This window comes from Christiangramia aquimixticola (assembly GCF_048285835.1).
Lineage (GTDB): Bacteria > Bacteroidota > Bacteroidia > Flavobacteriales > Flavobacteriaceae > Christiangramia > Christiangramia aquimixticola.
The window spans coordinates 18,125-35,975 of record NZ_JBLVTL010000001.1; the positions used below are offsets into that span (position 1 = coordinate 18,125).

The window sequence follows — 17,851 nt, forward strand, 5'->3', positions numbered from 1 at the left end:
ATTAGTTAACAAGATTCCCCAACAACCATAACCAAAAATTGTATTAAAATTTTTATACCTTTTCCCCATGAAAATCATAGTATTTATAATGTCTTTTTTCAGCACAATTTTTGGAGCATTCGCCCAGACTGATAATGTAATAGAACTGCTTTCGCCGGCTGAATTCAAGTCCTGTACCAATCTTAAGGAGGTACAATTAATTGATGTTCGCACTTCACAGGAGTTTAATAATGGTTTTATAAATAATGCTACTAATCTGGATATTTATCAAAAACAGGCATTTTTAGAAGGTCTTGAATATTTTGATAAAGAAGAGCCCATTTATGTATACTGTCAGGTGGGAGGCCGAAGCAGAAGTGCAGCTCAAATTTTAAAGAAAGTTGGCTTTAAAAAGATCTATGACCTAAAAGGGGGTTACCAGAATTACCAGAGATAAAAACACCGGCACATTTTCACAATTCCGAATAGCCAACAACTTACTGCAATGATCCGGGTTTAAAACCTTCATTTAAGATATATCTTCTCTATTTTTTTAGAACATCCTGAATATCTTCAGATTTTTTGAACATCGCATTGGCAAACGGACATAAAGGTAAAATCTTGAGATCCTTCGGCCGGGCCATCTCCACAATCTCATAAAGCATTTTTTTTCCAATACCTTTCCCTTTAAATTTAGGTTCAACCTCGGTGTGGTCTATTATAATAAAATCATCATTTGCGATAGAATAAGTCATCACACCTGCTTTTTTCTCACCTGTTTTAGCCATCGCCTGGCCTTTATTGTCTCTTTCCTTTAAGGTAATTTCCATATAGTGTTGGGTTTATATTTTATTATTGGTTTAAAGTCAAACTACTAAGGATTTCTATTGTCTGTTTGTTGTATGTCTCTGCGAATGTTGGATAAAATAGTTTCGGTATAATTTAATTACAATTTGAAATATTATAGCTTTTTCGTTCAACAAATCATTTAAAATTTGATAAAAGTGTGTATTTTGGTAGATTATACTAAATCACAAAGCGGAGATTAAAAACTATTATGGGTAGACCTTCCACAAAACCGAAAGATCTTAGAGACGGTTATTATATCGAAGTAAGAAATAAAAACAAGAATTCAGGTGTGAAAATTCGTAGGGATACCGTGGAGCAGCTTAAACTTGCTATAGAGGAGTATAAGAACAGTAAAGATGTAATTGTTCTGGGCAAATCCACTAATGGTAAATTCACCCCAATTCCGGGTCTTTAATTCTATTTTTGTATTGGTAGCTGACTGATATTTCCATAAAAAAGAAGCTTGAGAGCGGGTAAAAGAACCTTTCTTTTTTTAAGCGGATTCTTCTGCTATTGGGTAGATTTCTATCAGCATCGAAGCTTTACCTCAGATTTACCATATAACGATGCTATCATTGATAGCAGTCGTACATTTAGAAGTTGAAGATTACCGCATTTTCACTTTTTCTGAAGAATTCATGGAACACAAGTGAATTTATTAAATTGAATGGTGATTAAGAGTTTTAATAATTCTCCTTCAAAATTTCTCTCCACTTGCCGGTTTCGGCATATTCCTTCAGCGTTTTGTTTCGTCCTTTGAGGAAGTTTGTCATATACGACTCCAGAAACAATTTATTTGCCACCCATCCCAGAATACCAAGCGGAGCTTCAAATTTAAAAAAATCTCTCATTAGGGTTCCATCGTTCGTTAGTTCGAAATAATGTTCATGCCGAATACTCTTAAAAGCTCCTTTTACCATTTCATCTACAAAAAAATATGGCCGGTCAAATTCTGTAACCTTTGTGGTAAGGCTTTGTTTGACCCCTAAATGTTTTCCGCTATAAGTAACAGTTTCACCTAAGCGAATCAATCCGCTAGTTCTTCCTGCAACCGCTTTTTCGCTGGAAGAGGTCACCGCTTCCGATTGAAAGTCGATACTTCGGGCCAGGTCAAATACTATTTCCTGCTTTGCTTTTATTATGGTATCTAACTGAATTACGGGCATATGATTTCATTTTAATTGTCCCCACAATTTAGGTAATTCAGTGAAATATTAGACATGCTTAACAAGGTGGAAGGTTAATCAATATTATTAACAGCTGTGAAATATGTCCTGAAATAAAACGAGCAAAAAACCGCCAGCAAGAACTGGAGGTTTTTTTTAAACTTAATTTGATAACTGACTAGTTATAATTGAATATAATTGACTTATCCGTTTTGTTTATAATAGCAAAAGAATATGGTTGAGTTTCTCCTTCGGTTTCTTCAATGTCATAAATTTTTTCAAAAGTGTTTATTGTAATATAATCTTCGGTTTCTACCATATCTTTAAATATAATAGCTATATCCTCTTCATATATAATTTCGCCAATTATCCCTACTATCATTTTTTCGTCAAAATTAACCTCTTCTATGTAATCCCCCAGAATATTAATATCACCATTGGTTGCTTCTTTCAGGTTTTCAAGGTCTGAATTTGATCTTAGAATATATGTTCCTGCCAAGTCTCCATACATTTTAAATGTAAAATTTCCCATACCTGCCCATTGGTATCTAACTTTTTTAATTTCGGGTTCTTTTGCGCATGAGGTGGTGAATAGTACTAACAGTAATAATAAGCTGGTAAAGGAATTTTTCATTTTTATTATTTAATATTTTTTGAGTAAAATTCAATATAATTAAAATCTAACACGTAATCTTAATATCGATATGGATCTGCTTAATAGAATTTAAATTTGCAGAACAGCACAGGTCCAGTAAACTATCAAAACTTCCTTAGAATACCCTCAATATTTCTTTTAAAAACATCCCAATTCTACTATATTCCCACCCGATTTAAAATTGAAGATCATGCCAGAGAATAATGTGACCGTTTATTTAGAAAACGTATTGAAGAACATGCCTTTAGATTGGTTGAAACTTACAACCCATCGACTGGATATTTATAATGAAGACCTGGCGAAAACCGAATTTCTGGAACGGTTTGAAAATTTATATAACACCAATAATTCTGAAAAGTCGGCACTTGGTGAATTACCTACAGCTTTTGATTATATCAGATTAGGGCACCCACTATCCACAGTATTGGAATGGGGAATTGCTAAGCTGAATGGTTTTAAACCAGATAACGTGATCAGTTTTTCATCTAAAACGACTCCCGTTTTAGCAGTTTTGAGAAAGAATTTACTTGAGGATAGAAATACGCAGATCGCATATACCGGTGAATTACCGGATTGTTTTGATTTTGAAACTTTAAAACATGTTTACGGCTATAATTTCGAGTTAAAGCAGGTGAAAAATGTAGCGGACATTTCCAGCTTCAGCGGCAGTACAGTTTTTATATCACAACAGGATGATCTGAGTGAAATAAAGCTTGCTTCAAATATAGATTTTCTGGTTAGTCTGCAGGGCGAACTGGGCAGCGTTATCGTAGTTAACGGAACTGAAAATGAGAATTACATTTCCGAAATTCAGCATGTAAGAAGGCGTGAAACCATCGCCATGACACCGGCCGATTGTTTTTCTGCGTTGAAACAATTATTGGGCAAGTCGGTTTCGACAGAGGCTAGCAATTTTGAAGCTAACAGAGAAAGTGTGGAGAAGTCGGTTCACGAGATCACCGCAACAGAATCTAAAGTGGTTCTTGGTTCCTGCGGACTTTCGGTTCAATATGCCATTATGATGGGGCTTATTGATGAGGCTCTTGAAAAACACCCGGGAAAAGAAATAAAGATCATTGTTCCTCCAAACTGCTATGGCGGCACCAATGATCAGGCGAGACGGGTTGCGGCATGTTTGGAAAATGTAGAGATCCTGGATCTTCCTGTGGATGGGAATAATAATATGGTTCAGAGCACAGATAAAGTACTGCAACAGGTTGCAAATGCAGATGCCGTTCCATTTATAATCGCAGAAATTCCTACCAACCCCAGAGTTGAAGTTCCCGATCTTGAAAAACTTAGGGAAGCTTTAAATAAAGAACGAAAAACTGCTTCCGGAGAGGTGGCGATAGATCCTGTATTCATTCTGGATCAAACCTTTTGCCCGAACGTACAATTTTGCGGAGAAGATGGGATCCTCTCCTTTATTCGAACTATTTCCTATGTGAGTGGCTCGAAATTTCCAAGTGGAGGGAAATGTACTGCCGGGTACGCCGTGGCCAACAAAAAGGCGGAATCCCTGATGCACAATATCGAAAAGCATATAAAACTTTGCGATAATGAAGCTACTGCCCTTCAGGTAGAAATACTTGCGGAGCAGCTGCCATCCATGAATCAGAGGATCAAAGATGCCTATAAAAATACCCGTGAGTTTGTAAACTTTATAAGAGAGGTTTTACCGGAAGCTAAGATCAATTTTGTTTCAGAAGAACTGGCGAATGAAGGCTTTACTCCTTCGGTATTTTCATTGGATCTACCTACCAAAGGAAATACTGATAAAGAGCGGGAGATCTATAAAAGAGCATTGAATCAGAAGCTTATAGATATGATGATCACTGAGATTCCCAATGAAAGTAAGTATTGTGTGAGTTATGGCCAGTTAAAAGGCTGTTACTGGACGATCCCGGCAACCTCAACACAAGGTACCACCAAGGAAGAGGACAAGGATTATATAGCCCGGGTATCGGTTTCACCAGATCTGGATATGGAACTGCATAAAAGGGTATTTTCAGATTTTGTAGCGCAGATCTAAGTACATCCTATAGTATTTTAAAAAGACGGCAGTCCTTCCTGGGATTGCCGTCTTTTTTTGATATTTATCTCTCACGCCAATTATTCCAGAACCATCCCCACTCCTATTTTTTCTAATAAATAAGGATTGTGATCGATGATAAGAATATCATTAGCTTCACTAAGCTTTTTAAGGATCGCATATAAAAGATCAATATCGGCAAAATGCAAGCCGGTGCTTGGTTCATCTAAAATATAAAGCGCATCTGTAATTTGGTCCTGCAGCCAGTTAAGTAATAATAAGCGCTGCTTTTCTCCTGAAGACAATGATTGTACCGGCTGGTCCAGGCTTAAATGAGCTAAGCCAATCTCTTCTAACTGACTCAAAAACTCAAGAGTTTTAGAGGGAGCATTTTTCTCTCCTAACCATTCCTTAAATTCCTTCAAATTCAGGGCAAGAACCTCAGCGATATTTTTGGAATCAACTCTACGAGCCAGGATATGCTTCTGATAACGTTGCCCGTTACAGGCTTCACAGATTTCGATCGCATTGGCCGCTACATCCAGGCTGGTTTCCAGATAACCCCTGCCTTTGCAATTAGGACACTGACTTGTTTTTGTCTTATATGAAAAGTCACGAGGCTTAAGTCCCGTTTCAGCAGCAAAAAACTTGCTTATTTCTTTCAGCAGATCCAGATACGAGACTAATAAAGTATTTGAATGCGAACGAAGTTTTTTAGACTCAAAATAATACGCGCCCGAATATCGTTTGGGAAATTCAATGCTTTCGCAATTAACAGGATTTCCCGTGTTTATACCTGGCATCAGGATCTTCTTTACCAAAGTGGTTTTTCCAATTCCAGACTTACCCCTAATGGCCGTGATCCCACCAACCGGGATATCCAGTGATTCTTTTACTAAGGTATGTTTGGCCAAATTTCTGATGGCAATAGTCTTATCTCCCCCTTTTAACTTTACCGGATTGGACGCCGATTTAAGGAAAGGATGACTGTCGGATTGTTTTAAAAATTTCTGAGGTGTGCCCTGATAAGTGATATTCCCACCCAGTTTTCCCGCTTGAGGTCCCATTTCGATCAGCTCATCTGCCGCCAGAATGATCTCCTTGTTGTGCTCGATCACCATAACGGTGTTATCCTTTTCAATGAGTTCTTTTAGGATATTGATCAAATCTGGAATATTGTCATTGGATAATCCTGCGGAAGGTTCATCCAGCAGATAGGTAATCCCTTTTAAGGGAGAGTTCAACTGTTTGATAAGTGCTACCCGTTGATTTTCTCCTCCGGAAAGAGTGGTAGAGTTTCGATTAAGTTGCAGATGATCTATATGTAGCTGCTTCGCCCGCTTAATAGTGTTCATTAAATAAGGCTGGATCTTAGAGATAAGTTTTTGATCTATTTCCTCTTTATGATCGGAAGTTAGCCAGTGTTCCAGGGCATTGAAATCCATGGATTTTATTTCATGAATGGATTTTCCACCTATCTTAAATTCTAATCGTTCGGGCTTTAAGCCACTTCCCTCACAATGACTACATTCTGCTGGGGAAAAGAGAGACTTCAGCTTTTCAATATTCTTATTTTTCCGGGTCTTAAAATATTCGTCTTTTAAATAATGGAAAAGTCCTTTCCATTGCATTTTTATTTCCTGAGTACCTTTCCTGGTTTTGGTTTTGAATCGCCAGTTGGTTTTCCACAGCGTATCGTCTGCGCCATTGAACAGAATATCTTTTTGTTTAGCTGTCAACTCCTTAAAAGCAGTTTCCAGACTAAACCCGTAGGCGGCACCCAACTCCTTTACGATCGCCATATACTGACTACCTGCCTGCCCATAATAAGCCAGAGCTTTGTTGTGCTCAAACAAACCATTAGCAATACTTTTATCCTGATCGAGCACTATTTTATCCAGATCTGGAAGCAAATCCTCACCCAGACCATCACAAACAGCACATTTCCCCAACTCATGATTATTAGAAAAATGACTGGCAGATAATTCTTTTTCTTCATACTGCGCTTTTCTGGAGAAGGCAAAACGCAGGATCTTATCTAACCCCGTTTGCTTGGAAATATCTGAACGCCCGGTAAAACTCTTTTCTTTTCGGGTAATGCAAATTGTTGGACTAAGGCCTTCAATGTGATCTACCTCCATTTGAAAATTCACTCCTACCCTGGATTGCTGATAAGCAGAAAATTGTTTGGTCATTTCCTGTTGTCCATAAGCATTCAGCGTATCTATTATCAAAGAAGATTTTCCTGAACCCGAAATTCCCGTGATCACAGTCAATTTACTTTTAGGTAGATCCAAATCCAGGTCTTTGAGGTAATGTGTTCTGGCTCCCCTTATGGAGATCCTGTCCAATCGCTTATCTGAAACTTCTTTCAGATTCAGGGTTTCGGCCTTCAGGGAATTATCCACCAGCGTATCACATGAAGCTTTAAAAAGCGAATGATTCTCAAAGCAAATAATACCCGCCGTTTGATCTTTAAGCTGATGCAAAGCTTTTAACAACTGCCGTACGTTTTGCTGATGCAAACCTATACTGGGCTCTTCAAGCAATAACAGGGTCTTTTTTGATTGTTTGGCGAAATGCTTTGTGAGTTTAATACGCTGTGCTTCCCCGCCAGATAAGGTGTTGGAAGGCTGGCCGAGTTTGATATAACCTAGCCCCAGTTGCATCATCAAAGACAATATTTTAGTTATCTTCTTCTCCTCACTGAAGAAATCAAAAGCTTCTTCTATACTCAGGTCATAGATGTCTGCAATATTTTTATCATTCCAATGCACCTGCAGCACTTCCGGCTTAAATCGCTTCCCATTACAGGTAGGACAAACCTGATTAATGGCGCCCATCACATTCATGGAAAGAGTAATCACCCCTGCCCCTTCGCAGGTTTCACATCTTCCGGTTTTGTTATTAAATGAAAAAGCTCCTTTGGCCAGTTTTAAGGATTTAGCTTCCGGAGATTTCGCCAGCAGATCCCGAATTTTATCGGCTAAGCCGGTATAAGTAGCCGGATTACTTCTCGGGGTCTTACCGATGGGCTGATCTGATACCTTCAGCATTTTTAAATTCTCTTTTTCAGTGTAGTTTGAAAGTATTTGCAGAAGCTGAGGAGTTTTTCGACTCACCACCGTCAATTCACCAATTTGAGGCTGAAATGAATCTGCTGCTTCGCTTTTAGGTTTCTTAGCAGATTCTGATGTTTCTTTTTTCAATTCGGCCAGAGTGGGACTTGAGAGGCCTTCCGCATTTAAAAATTCCTGGGTGGGTCCATTATAAATAATTTCACCACCATGCACTCCGGCAGCTGGTCCTAATTCCACGATCCAGTCGGCAGTCCGGATAAAATTCAGGTCGTGTTCCACTACCATGACCGTATTCCCCTTACTAATCAAACGCTTCAGGATATGAAGCAAATAATATTGATAATCTTCAGAAAGACCAATGGAAGGCTCATCAAATACATAAATAATTCCCTGCAGATTACTGTTCACCTGCCTGATCAATTTAATGCGCTGAGCATCACCGGAAGAAATCTCCATACTCGGAGTGCTCAATTGGTATTCTTCCATTCCCAGCCGAATGAGATCGAATAATTGCGTACAGATCTTCTCAACAAGAACCTGTTCTCCTTGTTTTAATTTCTGGTTTTTGAGCTTGTCATATAATTCGCTTAGAGGCAGCTCCATCCATTGCTGAAAATTCAGCCCCTTCCACTTATATTTAAGATGTTCAGCTTTAATACGTGCTCCCTTACAACTGGGACAAATACGGGAACTGGCAAATTTTAAGATGTTTGGATTACGGTCCCTTTTCAGAATATCTTTCATAATGGGAAGTATCCCTTTATAATATCCTTCCTCGCGAGGCTTTGCTTTCAAGCCTTCCCATCGAAGCCGCGATTCCAGGGTATGTTTCCCGAAAAAGACCTTAAGGTGATCACTCCCATTTAAAACCACATCCTTTTGTTCTTCCGATAAATCTTTCCAGGGCACGTCCACGCTAAAACCATGTGCCTTACATACTTTATTCAATTCATCAACTGTGATCTGAGAATATACGATATAGCCATTGGGTAAAGTAGTAACGATCGCTCCTTCCCTTAGGGTTTTGTTCTCATCTCCCACCAGTTTATCCAGGTCGATATATTCAGCCTCTCCAATGCCATGACAATGCTCACAAGCACCTTTTGGATGATTGAAAGAGAACAGTGATTTGCTCATGGTTTCTTCAGCTGAATAGCGGGCAAATAAAATTCTGAAGATCGAAGTAAGTTCTGAGAGAGTCCCGAAAGTTGTATTAACAGTCTGAAAGCGTTTGGACTGCTCCACCCTGATCACGGGTGGTAGTGCTTCAATATCATCCACCTCAGCCGTAGGAATCATTTGCGCATTTTGCTGATTATAAGCCGGTAAACTCTCTAAAAAGTAACGATAACCTTCATTGGCGATCACGTCCATGGCCAGAGAAGATTTCCCCGAACCTGATAAACCGGTCACAACGATGAGTTTATTTTCAGGAATGCTTAGATCTATATTTTTGAGATTGTTCTGGTGTGCATTTTTGATGCGCATAAAGGCTGATGGTTTCTTTTTCTGAAAAATAAATATAGAAAGATTAAAAGAGCTTAAAATCGGGTTAAAATGAGAAGAAAATAATTAGGATGCACTTTCAAACTTCACCTCATTAATTCAGAAAAATTATTCTCTTAGTGATAGTTACCCCTCATAAAGAGCAAGAACCTTTTTAAGCTCGGCCCGGGTATCCCATAACTCCTGTTTTATAGCAATCTGTTTGAGGCGTGCAGATATTAAACTCTTTTCACGAGTGTTGACAAGGAACACCGAACTTTCTCCCAGTTCCAGTTTCCTCTCTTCTGCTTTCAACATGCTGGTATAACTATCCACAAGTGCATTGATCATTTCTACCTGTTCTAGGTATGAGGCGAATTGCTCACGGAGAGATCTGATCTTATTTCGCAGTTCCAGTTCCTGGCTTATTAGCTCCAGTTCTGCATTCTCCAGTTTTAGTTGAGATAACTTTAGTTCTCCCCGTTCTTTTCTTAAGAATAGCGGAATACTAAAATTAAATCCTATCTTATAATTCTCATTCACATAGCCGCGAAAAATATCAGGATCAGCACTTAAAAAGTTGTACTCCAGATCCAGCTTTGGTAAGAGTTTATTGGCTTTCAATCTTTTATCTACATCCAATATTTCCAGTTTATATTCCAGTGACCTTAGCTTTGGATGACCGGCAAGCTCCTCCTCAAAAGATAATCCCACAATTTCCATAGAATCCTCCCCAAGCCCAGGTGATGGGTAAACCTGTTCCTGTAGCTCCAAAGGCGTGTTCTCATCTGCCCATAGAAAGGTGCCTAAATTCATGGAGGCTTTAAAAAATTCAAGTTGAGCCTGTTCCAGACTAAGCATCCTATCCTGAATTTGAATATTGGCTTCCAGGGTATCAATCGCAGGTTTATCACCCGCTTGGAAAGATTTTAATATTGCATTATAGCGCCTTTCGGCATTCTCTATAAAACTTTGGTAAAGATAAAGTTCCTTGTATTTCGAAAACCATTCGAAATATGCCAAAGAAGCTTCATACAGGATCACGTTAACCGCCAACTGCTGTTCTGCCCTTGTTTGCTGCCGATATGCTTTTGCCTTTTTCAAGGCAGCCATGCGCTCATTGATCCATAAACCCTGACCTACGGGAACAGAAATTCCCGCTGCAAATAAGCCCTCCTCAGGAACCTTATTCTGAGGATTAAGATAAACGCCTTCATTCTTTTCGAATTTCGCCTTGAGCACTACACCATACCAGGTTGGAATCTTAAAAGTGGAATTAAAAAGGTCGTAATATCGGCTATCCTTAAAGTCTTTCCGGTTATACCCCGCTTCGAGCTTAGGATCAAAACCACCTCTCGCTTTCAAAAGATCTGCCTCCCCCTGGTCGCCTAATAACTTTGCCTGTTTTACTACCGGATGGTACATTTTAACCATCTCCAGGTATTCTTCATAACCCAGGAAAAGACTATCCTGCTGCTGTGCCATTCCGAATAATGGCAGCAGAAAAAAAAGCCAAATTAACCTCATGTTCATACGTATCATTTGGATTCGGAATTTTCTGATTCAGGCTTATAATAATTAGGAGGGAAACCATTTAAATGTCTCCATATCTCATACCAGATTGGTACATCCTCAAGAAGCGCAAGCGTGTTTGCTCCAGAACCAACCCGCAGGGCGGTAGGCCAGGGATGATCTTCCTCATCTGGCGCCAGTAAGACCCTGTATTTCCCGTTCGGACTAATAAAATTCTCTATGGCAACTACCCTGGCTCCATAGGTTCCATAGGAAACATTGGGCCAGCCACTAAACACAATTGCCGGCCAACCGTCGAACCTAACTCTCACTTTTTCGCCTTTATGCAATAATGGAAGGTCCAGTGGTTTTACATAAGTTTCCACTGCCAGATCGTAAGTTGCCGGCATAATATTTACCAATTGCTCCCCTTCTTTGAAAGTTTCGCCTATTCCGGCTTTGATCGCTTTGTTGATATACCCATCCTGTGGCGCACGCACATAATAGAGGTCTTTTCGCATTTCATAATTCGTGTAAACATTCTGAAGTTTGCTTACCTCAGCTTCGGCATCAAAACGACCGGATTGGGCAGAAGATTTCTCACTTATGATCTTGGAAATTTTATCGCTGTATTCTGCTTTGGTCCTGTTGATCTCTATTTTCGCATTAATGATATCATTACGGCTGGCCAATAATTTATTTTCCTGAGATATCAATTTTGCCTGAGTCTCCTGTAGTTTCAGTTTTTTCTCTTCAACATCGGTCATGGCTTTCAAGCCTTCCTGTTGTAGTAACTGAGTTCGGTTAAACTGAGTTTCGGCAATATTCAAATTGGTCTTTGCGGCCTCTAGATCTATACTGTCACTTTTGGTTTTTAACCTGGCCTGCGCCAATTTATTCTTCGCCTGCTCAAGTTTTAATTCCCTTTCCTCCCGAAGTGCTGACAATTGTGAGTCTAAGGCGTTAAGCTTTTGATCATAGGAATTCAAAGAATTTGATTTAGCTTTTACCTGATCTCCGGTTCTTTCAATAAGTGCAGGGTCAAAATACTCGTCCTTAACCTCGGTAATATGAAGGATGGTATCTCCTTTTTTTACAAAATCACCTTCATTCACATACCACTTATTGATCTGTCCCGGAATTACCGACTGTATAGTTTGTGGCCGCTGTTCCAGCCCAAGTGTGGTCACAGAGCCGGTTCCCGAAATGGTTTGTGTCCAGGGTAGAAATAGCACGACTATCCCAAACAGCGCAAAGAATTTTAGAAACCGGTTAAAGTATTTAAAATACTTCTTATGAAAAACCTTCTTACCGGCTTTATACCGGGTAAGGTCTACCTTTTCGTTCAATGAATTATTTGTAATATTCAGCATGATCTTCAGGAGTTATTTTGAATAATACCCTTATCAAGCAGGATATGACGTTGACATTTCTCTTTCCATATATCATCGCGGCTTGAAACAATTATGGACCAGTCATTTTTTAAACCGAATAAATAATCAATGATCTTCTGTTCTTCCTCCTTATCAACCTGATGTAAAGGTTCATTGAGGATCAATAATTTTGGCTTTCTAATCAGGCTTCTGGCTAAAATGATCTTTTTAGCAATAGTATGGGGAAGCTGAAGTCCTTCCGGAAAAATAAGTGTTTCCAAGCCTTCAGGTTGCTCACGTACAAATTCCTTTAGACCGGTTTTCTCCATAATTTCAGAGATCTCCGCCTGCCCAATGGAATCATCTCCAAAAGTAATATTGTCAAGCAGGCTTCCTTCAAATAAGGACTCTTCAGAAAGGGATTGACCCACCAGCGAGCGATAATAATTAAGGTCCAGGTTTTTCAGGGAAATCCCGTTCACATAGATTTTTCCCCTGTGCGGTTCAATAAGTCCGGCAATAATCTTAAGCAGGATAGACTTCCCGGAACCATTGATCCCTCCCAGATAAATCTTTTCTCCGGAACGGATGGTAAGGTTGACATCTTTAAGGATTTCTCTTCCATCAAAACTTGTAAAACCTACGTTCTTCAATTCGATCTCAAGAGAGTGATTATCTGCAAAGCTCCTGTCCCCTCCAATAGGTTCCAGTTTCTTGTCCACCACTTCCCCTAATTTTTCCAGAGAGGTAAGCAGGTCGTAAAAATTCTCAAGCCCCATGATCATCTTTTCAACTGAACTTATGATCAAAAGAATGATGATCTCTGCTGCTACAAACTGACCGATATTCATTTGTTGATTTAAAACCAGAATTCCTCCAATCACCAACAGCCCGGCAGTTACCAGCGTTTTAAATCCAATCATCTGGATAAACTGTAACTTCAGGATCTGGAAATGGCTTTCGCGAGCATCAAGATATTTGCTTACCAGAGCATCATTTTTATTAATAGCATGTTGAGTTTTTCCGGAGATTTTAAAACTTATTAGGGTTCTGGCCACTTCCTGAATCCAATGAGCGATCCGGTATTTCATTTTAGACTCCTCAATACTGGTATTCAAACCTCTTCTTGCTGTAAATAAAAAAACCAGGTAGATAAGGAAGACCAGCAGGATACCATATAAAATAAAGAACGGATGATATAAAGAAAGCAGGATCAACCCAAATACGATCTGAAGGACTGCTGCCGGAAAATCCAGTACAAGTTTGGAGATTCCCTTTTGGATAGTGATCACATCAAAGAATCGGTTAGCAAGTTCCGGCGGATAAAAATTCTGAAGTTCAGACATTTTGATCTTTGGGAAGCGATAAGTAAATTCAAAAGAAGCCCTGGTAAAGATCTTCTGTTGAATATTTTCCAGGATCCGGATCTGCATTAACTGCAATACTCCCACGAAAGCAACCCCCATGGTTACCAGAAACACAAGAACGATCCAGGAAGTCGTAATTCGAGCACCCTGAATCAGGTTTACTATGGCCTGTATCCCTAGAGGCACCGAAAGGTTTACCAGTCCGGCGAAAATTGCATAATACAGGATCTGCAAAAAGTCTTTCTTTTCCAGTTTTAAAAGACCAATGAATCTTTGCCAGGTTGTGAGTTTATCTTCAGCCATGATCTTCCATTTTTAAAGTTTTTATCACCAGGTCTTTAAAGTATTCTGAAGCAGTAATATTCTGATTACAATTTGTGATCGATGCGAAATGATCTTTAAGAAAATGCTGATGAAGTGCACCATTCATGATCATACTGGCCATACTAAGAGAAAAACGATATTCCGGCGAAACCTCATTGATCATTTCGGAAATTCTTTTAACCAAACGCTTGTAGACCGAAAAATAGCCTTCCTTATTCTGGGAATCCACTTCTTTAGTCAGGTAGGACTTAGAAGATTCATTGATGATGATCTTGTATAAAGCGACCTCATTAATATGTAAAAACCGAAAATCTTCCACAACCGGATGAGTCATCACTTCCACACCTTTAAGTAATTTCTCATGAGCATTCGTTATCCCGTAAGTAGCCATGGTAAGTTGAAATTCCTTCCATCCCCAGAACCAGTTGGTGATATAAACCAGAAAATTATGCTTGTTCTCAAAATACCGGTAGATGGAACTCTCGTTCGAACCAATCTCCAATCCCAGCTTTTTGAATGTAAATTTTTCAAAACCTATGCGATCTATAAGGAGAATCCCATTCCCAACAATTCTTTGTCCCAGAGCACTGGATTCGGGGTCCTTGAGGTACAATTCCGGGTTCACCGAAATCTTTACATTCTTAAATAGTTCATCCACCTTTTTTCAATTTTCGGCAAAATTAATAGTATTACTATTATAACATGAAAGTTTATATGTTATTTAACTATTGTATAACTATTATTTTCAGCTAAATCCGGCAATTTACAGGCCTTGTAGAAAAGGCTTTTTAAAAAAATAAAGCCTTGCGAGACTGAAATTATCGCGCGCAGATATTCCTAAAGGACCGTAAATCCTTTAAGGGAGAATTAAATTTGAAAATCTAAACTTACTGGAGAGGAAAGAGTTATCCTTCTAACGTCACCTTAAGCGCCTTAATGGTTTCGTCGTTAAGAGGTTTAAAGATCACGTCCTTAACCAGACGATGTTTCCTGACAAAATCCAGTTCCTTTTGATTTGCAGATGCGGTAATTATATATATATCCGGATAGACGCTCAAATTATTTTTATCCAGCTCTTTTAAAAAATCTATCGCATCGAGCACCGGCATATTAAGATCCAATAAAAGTACAACCCCTTCATTTGCATCGTCTGCTTCGGTAATAGTCTTAAGAGCTTCTGTAGAAGTATTAAAATTGACCAGTTCGGTTTCAGAGAAATGTTTCCTGATCATTAATGATTGAATGGCATTCACAAGGGGCTCATCATCTACCAGGTAAATTCTGTCATACTTCATGCGTAATCTTTATCGAATTGAATTTTCGGCAAATATAACAAAGCAAGAAAACCAAATTGGTTATTCACGCAAATTAACATTTGTTACGGTTTTACTGGTGAAACACCGGGATGTTATAAAATCGAGAATTCTATCTCCCCTAAAGAAAAAGCTTGAACCCGCCATTTATCACAAAGCCATCAACCGGCGCATAAATATCTCTGAATTGTGGGTTTGAAATAGATCCGGTATAAATAGAATCAAATCTGGTTTGACGGGAATCGGTAAAGTTTTCAAAATTCAGGAAGATCGAAAAATCTTCCCAGATTTTTTCCATCATTAGACCAAATATCCAGTAGCCCTGCCCCGTTGCTCCATCGTTTAATTGTTGCGGACTAAAATAATAACCTTCCAATCCAATCTTAAGGCTTTCCTCCAGTTCATACATCAAAACATTATTGAGACGATGGCGTGAAACCAGCGGCATTTCGAAAGTATTTCCATCTTCAGTACGATCTACATCTGCAAAGGTGTACCCGGTAAAAAGCTTAAAATCCTTATAACCAAATTTTAAATTCGCCTCTATTCCCCTGCTTTCTATATATCCATTGGGTTGCTGATATTCAAATAATCCCGGTTGCGTATTTTCCAGAATTATTGGATTATCAATTTTCGTGTAGAAGAACAAGGTGTTGCTGGTAAAATCAATCACGTTAAATAATTCTGTCCGGTAATTAAAATCGAAATTTCCACCAATAGAATTTTCAGCTTCGGTTTTACTAACGTCTATAGGTAAAACATTCTGAAACTGAAGCCGTTCTGCATCTTCAGTAAAAACCGAAGGCGTTTTATATCCAAGTCCTCCTCCTATACGGGTGGTAAGCTTGTCGGTTAAAGTAAACATCGCAGAAACGCGTGGCAGAACAAACCAGCCATAATCATTCTGATAATCGGTTCGCAGGCCTGTTTCAAGCTGAAACCAATCTGCAGCATACCAGTTATTTTGCACGAAAGCCCCATAGGTGAAATGCGCATAATCCACCACCGGATCATTTGATAATTTGTCCTGATCAAACTTGTCTATCCATAAATTCAAGCCTCCGATCCATTCCATTTGTTTACTTCCGAATATTACAGATGCTTCGTTATATGATGCAAACTGGTTTCCGGAAAAAGCATAATCTCCGGTCTCAATCTTTCGATCAAAGAAACTGAAGCTGGTTTTTAAATTTAGTCGGTTATTTTCATTCCAGTTATGTTCCAGTCCGGACTGCAAGGTTGTACGATTCGTACTGTTTTTTTCGAAGAAAGGGTCTTCTACATCCTCCCCTTCAATATACTCTATATCGCCCCCGGTTCTTTCTTCAACCGTGGTATTTACTCCAATATCAAATTTGGTGTCATTCGAAAATTCATAGAAAATCCGTGGGTTGATGGTATAGCGATTAAATTCCGGGATGGCGGTAAGACCAATATCTGCAGGGTCATAAGGCGAACCAAGGTTATAAGAAGCGAAAACGGTGGCACCAAGTTTTCCGTAGGTATCAGAATAGAATCCGCTAATATCCAGCCCTAAGGCAGAAGTTGCATTTACCATGAAATCAAGGTCCCTTTCCTCGCCCGGCGTTTTGGAAATAAGGTTTACCAGACCTGCGATGGCACCCCCTCCATATAAAGTGGAAGAAGATCCTTTTATTACCTCAACCTGTTTAAGGTCCAAAGGAACGATTTGCAATAAGCTTAATCCGCCGGAAAATCCTGAATACATAGGGTAACCATCTTTTAGCAGCTGGGTATATTTACCATCCAGCCCCTGGATACGGATGCTGGAGTTTCCTGAAATGGCAGAAGTTTGCTGCGTCTGAATCCCCGTGGTTTCATTTAAAAGCATCCTGATATCACCTGGTTTCATATTCCCTTTTTCAGTAAGTTCTTCTCCAGAAATTACCTCAACCCGGGTTGGGAGATCGGCGATGGTACGGCGGGATCTCGTTGATTGTATGAGGATCTCATCCATTTCTTCCCCGCCGGGATGAAGGGAGATGTTTAGTGTATCCTTTTTTGCCCGGGGAAATTCCATTGCAACCTCTTTTGAAACGAATCCAACAAAGCTGAATACGATAGTTTGCTTACCATTCGGAATATTTTTTAAGGATAACCTTCCATCCAGATTTGCGGTAGCACCAATAGAAGTTCCTTTTATTACAGCATTCGCTCCAAGTAAGGGCATATCGTCTTCGGCGTTTTTTATAACCGCTTCCAGAGAATTTTGCCCGAAAGTATTTATAGTAAAAAGTAAGACCGAGAGTCTTAAAAGAATTTTGATCATTATGACAAAAGGATATATAAGATTTAAAAAAACAATTGGGAGTCTTCAGTACTAAACTCCGGTTAAAGCCAATACCAGTCGCGTATCTATCGATCGAAATGGCAATTTAACTGTACAAATTATTCGAAATTTGAAGATTATTCGGTTAAAGAAAACCTTCTGAACTTTTGGGGTTCAAAAGTAAGAAATTCTATAGAAACATACGGACTGAGAGCCGGGAGAAGTTAGGTCAAAACGGGTCTTCCATACCTCCTGATACAACTATGATTTTTTGAAGTTAAAAGATGCTTATTTGCAATTTTAGCAGATCTATTGAATAGGAAAATTAATTATCTTCAGTTAATTAATCTTCCACAAAATATGTGCTCTATCTCGCATTATTAAATTTTGTACCTGTACAACTTCTAAAAAAAGCTCAAAAATTAC

General features: G+C 39.1%; 13 protein-coding genes. 3 read left to right on the forward strand and 10 right to left on the reverse strand.

The window, feature by feature from the left end; translation table 11 throughout:
- Nucleotides 1-67 precede the first annotated feature (67 nt).
- The gene (locus ACNKXV_RS00085; protein ID WP_417905658.1) at nt 68-436 is read left to right on the forward strand and encodes a rhodanese-like domain-containing protein; all 369 of its coding nucleotides are present in this window, start codon (nt 68-70) and stop codon (nt 434-436) included.
- Between the two features lie 88 nt (nt 437-524).
- Here the strand turns inward: ACNKXV_RS00085 and ACNKXV_RS00090 are convergent, their stop codons facing one another.
- Nucleotides 525-809: a GNAT family N-acetyltransferase gene (locus ACNKXV_RS00090; protein ID WP_417905659.1), complete on the reverse strand. Its 285-nt coding sequence runs from the start codon at nt 807-809 to the stop codon at nt 525-527.
- A 227-nt stretch (nt 810-1,036) separates the two neighbouring features.
- On the opposite strand from ACNKXV_RS00090, the gene ACNKXV_RS00095 reads away from it, so the two are divergent.
- Nucleotides 1,037-1,243 (forward strand): hypothetical protein, encoded by a 207-nt coding sequence (locus ACNKXV_RS00095; protein ID WP_417905660.1) that lies wholly within the window; start codon nt 1,037-1,039, stop codon nt 1,241-1,243.
- A gap of 268 nt (nt 1,244-1,511) precedes the next feature.
- Here ACNKXV_RS00095 and ACNKXV_RS00100 read toward each other — a convergent pair whose 3' ends face one another.
- Nucleotides 1,512-1,994 (reverse strand): SRPBCC family protein, encoded by a 483-nt coding sequence (locus ACNKXV_RS00100; protein WP_417905661.1) that lies wholly within the window; start codon nt 1,992-1,994, stop codon nt 1,512-1,514.
- 178 nt (nt 1,995-2,172) lie between these two features.
- Complete coding sequence (locus ACNKXV_RS00105) at nt 2,173-2,628, reverse strand: hypothetical protein (RefSeq protein ID WP_417905662.1); 456 nt, start codon at nt 2,626-2,628, stop codon at nt 2,173-2,175.
- A gap of 211 nt (nt 2,629-2,839) precedes the next feature.
- On the opposite strand from ACNKXV_RS00105, the gene ACNKXV_RS00110 reads away from it, so the two are divergent.
- Nucleotides 2,840-4,681, forward strand: coding sequence for a PLP-dependent transferase (locus ACNKXV_RS00110; protein WP_417905663.1), 1,842 nt, complete (start codon nt 2,840-2,842; stop codon nt 4,679-4,681).
- 80 nt (nt 4,682-4,761) lie between these two features.
- Here ACNKXV_RS00110 and ACNKXV_RS00115 read toward each other — a convergent pair whose 3' ends face one another.
- From ACNKXV_RS00115 to ACNKXV_RS00145, 7 genes are all read right to left on the reverse strand, one after another.
- The gene (locus ACNKXV_RS00115) at nt 4,762-9,249 is read right to left on the reverse strand and encodes an ATP-binding cassette domain-containing protein (RefSeq protein ID WP_417905664.1); all 4,488 of its coding nucleotides are present in this window, start codon (nt 9,247-9,249) and stop codon (nt 4,762-4,764) included.
- Between the two features lie 144 nt (nt 9,250-9,393).
- Nucleotides 9,394-10,788 (reverse strand): TolC family protein, encoded by a 1,395-nt coding sequence (locus tag ACNKXV_RS00120; RefSeq protein WP_417905665.1) that lies wholly within the window; start codon nt 10,786-10,788, stop codon nt 9,394-9,396.
- Nucleotides 10,785-12,131: an HlyD family secretion protein gene (locus ACNKXV_RS00125; RefSeq protein WP_417905666.1), complete on the reverse strand. Its 1,347-nt coding sequence runs from the start codon at nt 12,129-12,131 to the stop codon at nt 10,785-10,787. Before ACNKXV_RS00125 ends, ACNKXV_RS00120 begins: the two co-directional genes overlap by 4 nt.
- Before the next feature lie 5 nt (nt 12,132-12,136).
- Nucleotides 12,137-13,801 (reverse strand): peptidase domain-containing ABC transporter, encoded by a 1,665-nt coding sequence (locus tag ACNKXV_RS00130; RefSeq protein ID WP_417905667.1) that lies wholly within the window; start codon nt 13,799-13,801, stop codon nt 12,137-12,139.
- Nucleotides 13,794-14,480 (reverse strand): TetR/AcrR family transcriptional regulator, encoded by a 687-nt coding sequence (locus ACNKXV_RS00135; protein WP_417905668.1) that lies wholly within the window; start codon nt 14,478-14,480, stop codon nt 13,794-13,796. The genes ACNKXV_RS00130 and ACNKXV_RS00135 overlap by 8 nt, the downstream gene beginning before the upstream one ends.
- A gap of 247 nt (nt 14,481-14,727) precedes the next feature.
- Nucleotides 14,728-15,117: a response regulator gene (locus ACNKXV_RS00140; RefSeq protein ID WP_417905669.1), complete on the reverse strand. Its 390-nt coding sequence runs from the start codon at nt 15,115-15,117 to the stop codon at nt 14,728-14,730.
- A gap of 139 nt (nt 15,118-15,256) precedes the next feature.
- Entirely contained in the window at nt 15,257-17,425 is a 2,169-nt protein-coding gene (locus tag ACNKXV_RS00145) for a TonB-dependent receptor (protein WP_417905670.1), read from the reverse strand.
- Nucleotides 17,426-17,851: the final 426 nt, after the last annotated feature.

Bases quoted from the DNA above. Each gene is read 5' to 3' on its own strand.
- ACNKXV_RS00085 (WP_417905658.1), top strand. From the start codon at position 68: ATGAAAATCATAGTATTTATAATGTCTTTTTTCAGCACAATTTTTGGA.
- ACNKXV_RS00090 (WP_417905659.1), bottom strand. From the start codon at position 809: ATGGAAATTACCTTAAAGGAAAGAGACAATAAAGGCCAGGCGATGGCT.
- ACNKXV_RS00095 (WP_417905660.1), top strand. From the start codon at position 1,037: ATGGGTAGACCTTCCACAAAACCGAAAGATCTTAGAGACGGTTATTAT.
- ACNKXV_RS00100 (WP_417905661.1), bottom strand. From the start codon at position 1,994: ATGCCCGTAATTCAGTTAGATACCATAATAAAAGCAAAGCAGGAAATA.
- ACNKXV_RS00105 (WP_417905662.1), bottom strand. From the start codon at position 2,628: ATGAAAAATTCCTTTACCAGCTTATTATTACTGTTAGTACTATTCACC.
- ACNKXV_RS00110 (WP_417905663.1), top strand. From the start codon at position 2,840: ATGCCAGAGAATAATGTGACCGTTTATTTAGAAAACGTATTGAAGAAC.
- ACNKXV_RS00115 (WP_417905664.1), bottom strand. From the start codon at position 9,249: ATGCGCATCAAAAATGCACACCAGAACAATCTCAAAAATATAGATCTA.
- ACNKXV_RS00120 (WP_417905665.1), bottom strand. From the start codon at position 10,788: ATGATACGTATGAACATGAGGTTAATTTGGCTTTTTTTTCTGCTGCCA.
- ACNKXV_RS00125 (WP_417905666.1), bottom strand. From the start codon at position 12,131: ATGCTGAATATTACAAATAATTCATTGAACGAAAAGGTAGACCTTACC.
- ACNKXV_RS00130 (WP_417905667.1), bottom strand. From the start codon at position 13,801: ATGGCTGAAGATAAACTCACAACCTGGCAAAGATTCATTGGTCTTTTA.
- ACNKXV_RS00140 (WP_417905669.1), bottom strand. From the start codon at position 15,117: ATGAAGTATGACAGAATTTACCTGGTAGATGATGAGCCCCTTGTGAAT.
- ACNKXV_RS00145 (WP_417905670.1), bottom strand. From the start codon at position 17,425: ATGATCAAAATTCTTTTAAGACTCTCGGTCTTACTTTTTACTATAAAT.